This window comes from Micromonospora sp. 4G55, from assembly GCF_016803375.1.
The window spans coordinates 1-2,691 of sequence record NZ_JAEVHN010000770.1 but is presented as its reverse complement, the minus strand read 5'-3'; the positions used below and the strand labels follow the sequence as shown (position 1 = coordinate 2,691).

At 71.6% G+C, this 2,691-nt stretch carries 4 protein-coding genes and 1 pseudogene; all 5 read right to left on the bottom strand.

Annotated features, from left to right (window positions below):
- Positions 1-318 (bottom strand): annotated as a pseudogene (locus JNW89_RS33920) (hypothetical protein); the annotation flags it as partial.
- 71 nt (positions 319-389) lie between these two features.
- Complete coding sequence (locus JNW89_RS33915; RefSeq protein ID WP_088961130.1) at positions 390-1,190, bottom strand: DivIVA domain-containing protein; 801 nt, start codon at positions 1,188-1,190, stop codon at positions 390-392.
- Positions 1,191-1,242: 52 nt separating this feature from the next.
- Positions 1,243-1,542 (bottom strand): YggT family protein, encoded by a 300-nt coding sequence (locus JNW89_RS33910; RefSeq protein ID WP_238452142.1) that lies wholly within the window; start codon positions 1,540-1,542, stop codon positions 1,243-1,245.
- 29 nt (positions 1,543-1,571) lie between these two features.
- Complete coding sequence (locus JNW89_RS33905; RefSeq protein WP_238452141.1) at positions 1,572-2,264, bottom strand: cell division protein SepF; 693 nt, start codon at positions 2,262-2,264, stop codon at positions 1,572-1,574.
- A gap of 193 nt (positions 2,265-2,457) precedes the next feature.
- The coding region (locus JNW89_RS33900) for an alanine racemase (protein ID WP_238452140.1) at positions 2,458-2,691 on the bottom strand (234 nt) is incomplete at its 5' end.

The window sequence follows — 2,691 nt, the reverse complement described above, 5'->3', positions numbered from 1 at the left end:
CGGTTGCCGCCACCCGTCGCCACCGGTGCCGCTCGTCGTGGGAACGTGCTGGACGGGGATCTCCGGCTCCACCGGGGCGTAGGGCTCCGGCGGGGTCGTGACGCGGGGCCTACCCGCGAAACCCCGGCCCGCGCGCGGCCCGGGCCGGTCCGTCGTCGCCTTGGTGGCGGCCACCTGGCGGGCGCCCGCGACCAACGCGACGGCGGCCAACAGGCTGGCCGCGATGGAACTGATCAACAGAGTGCTGGAGCCGTCAGCGAGACCGAGCACCAGCAGTACGACCGCGACGAGGATGAGCAGCAGACTTGCGACTATCACGGCTCACCCCCGCCGCGTCGTGTCGGTGTGGCGCGGTCGGCGACCGTCGGGCGACGGCCGCCGACCGTGGATCAGCGACCGGCTTCGAGAGCGCCGGAGCGACCGCCGCCGTACGAGCCGGCGAGGCTCGCGGCGGCCAGCCCGTTGCCGGTGGCGGCGCGGCTGCCCTCGGTGCGGGTCATCTCGGCCTCCAGGCCCTGACCCCGGCCGTCGAGGTCCCGCAGCTGGCTCTCCAGGTACGCCTTGAGCCGGGTGCGGTACTCACGCTCGAACTGCTTGAGCTCCTCGATGTGCTTCTGCAGCGCGGTGCGCTTGGCGTCCAGGCCGCCCATGGCCTCCTGGTGCCGCTGGCGGGCGTCCCGCTCGAGGGCGTCGGCCTTGGCGCGCGCCTCGCGGGTGACCTCCTCGGCCTTGGACCGGGCCTCGGAGAGAAGCTGGTCGGCCTCGCGGCGGGCGTCGGACACGTGGTCGTCGGCGGTGCGCTGGGCCATCATCAGCACCCGCAGCGCCTGCTGCTCGCCGTCGCCACCGCCGGCCGGGCCACCGGCGGAGCGGACCTGCTCCAGCTCGGCCTGCATGGCCCGGGCGGCCTGCTCGGCCGCCGCCTTGTCGCGCTGCACCCGGTCGAGCTGGGCCTTGACGTCGTTGAGCTCCGCCGCGAGACGGGCGTCGCCGCCGGGGCCGGCGGGAGCGCCACCACGGCCGCCGCGCTCCACCTGGGCGCGCAGCTCGTTGTTCTCCTCGATCAGACGGGCAAGCTCACGCTCGACCTCGTCCAGGAAGGCGTCGACCTCCTCCTCGTCATACCCCCGCTTGCCGATCGGCGGCTTTTTGAAGGCGACGTTGTGGACGTCGGCCGGGGTCAGCGGCATCGAAACTCCTCGGGTCAGTTGCGGCCGCGTAGCGGGCTGGGCCACCGGACGTTCATCCAATGATCAACCGCTTCAACACGAACTCCATCAGCACGAACAGGATAACCAGGAGCACAAGGGAGGCCAGGTCGATGCTCACGGTACCAATTCGCAGTGGAGGGATCACACGCCTCAACGCCTTGAGAGGCGGATCAGTGACGCTCCACACGGATTCCAGTCCCACCGATGCCCCGCGTCCCGGTTGCCACCGGCGACCGTACTGCAGGACGGCGCTGAGGACGAATCGGGCCAACAGCACAATTAGGAAGAGGTACAGCAGCAGGTACAGCGCTTGGAGCACGATCGACAACACGGCAGGCGACGTCCCTCGGTCGGGCGGACTTAGCTCAGGCTGAAAAAGCCGCCCTCAGCGATCTTGGCCTTGTCCTCCGCGGTGACCTGGACGTTGGCCGGTGAGAGCAGGAACACCCGGTTGGTCACGCGCTCGATCGTACCGCGCAGCCCGAACGCCAGCCCGGCGGCGAAGTCCACCAGCCGGCGGGCGTCCGCCTCGTCCATCTCGGTGAGGTTGATGATCACCGGAACGCCGTCGCGGAAGTGCTCGCCGATGGTGCGCGCCTCCCGGTAGGTGGTCGGGTGCAGCGTGGTGATCTGGTAGCGCTGCTCCTCCTCGGCCACCACCGCGCGCTCGCGCGGCTGGGTCTGCGGAGCCAGGGCCAGGTTGTCCCGGGTGTGGTAGGTCAGCGCACCCGAGGTCTCCCCCGCGCCGGACCGGGTGATCGAGCGGACGCTGGACCGCTCGACCCGCTCCGGACGCTCGTCGTCGGCCCGGTCGGCCTCCACCGCCCGGCTCGCGCCACGCTCGCTCAGCCGACCCCGCTCGCCGAGCCGCGGGCGCGGCGCCGGCGGCTCCTCCGACTCGTCCTCGTCGTCGTCGGCGAACTCCTCGGAGTACCGGCTCGACCGGTACCGCGAGTCGCGGTAGCCGGGCTTGTCGTAGCCGTCGTCGTAGGCCCGCTCGTCATCCTCCTCGACGAGACCGAGCCAGACCCCCGCCTTGCGCAGTGCACCCATCCCGCGCCCTTCCGTCCGCCGTGCGGCACGCACCCCCGTGCCGTGTCGCCTGATCACGAATGGACAATCCATGCCCACCGGATCGGATCGGCAATCCCCCGACAGGCGATTCGCGGCCGCCCGCCGTGGCCCCCGACAACGGGACGCCGTTCCTCAAACAACACAGATGTAATTTGCTTCTACCGCGGTCAGGCTACCGCAGCGTGGGACGCATTCCGAGCAACGCGCTGCCGACGCGGACATGTGTCGCGCCATATTCGATGGCCGGTTCGAGGTCGCCGCTCATTCCGGCGGAGAGCGCGGTGGCCTCCGGGTGCCGGTCGCGGAAGCGCGCCGCCACCTCGGCGAGCCGGGCGAACGCCCGCTCCGGCTCCCAGCCCAGCGGCGCCACCGCCATCAGCCCGGCCAGCCGCAGGCCGCCGGCCCC

Bases quoted from the DNA above. Each gene is read 5' to 3' on its own strand.
- JNW89_RS33915 (WP_088961130.1), bottom strand. From the start codon at position 1,190: ATGCCGCTGACCCCGGCCGACGTCCACAACGTCGCCTTCAAAAAGCCG.
- JNW89_RS33905 (WP_238452141.1), bottom strand. From the start codon at position 2,264: ATGGGTGCACTGCGCAAGGCGGGGGTCTGGCTCGGTCTCGTCGAGGAG.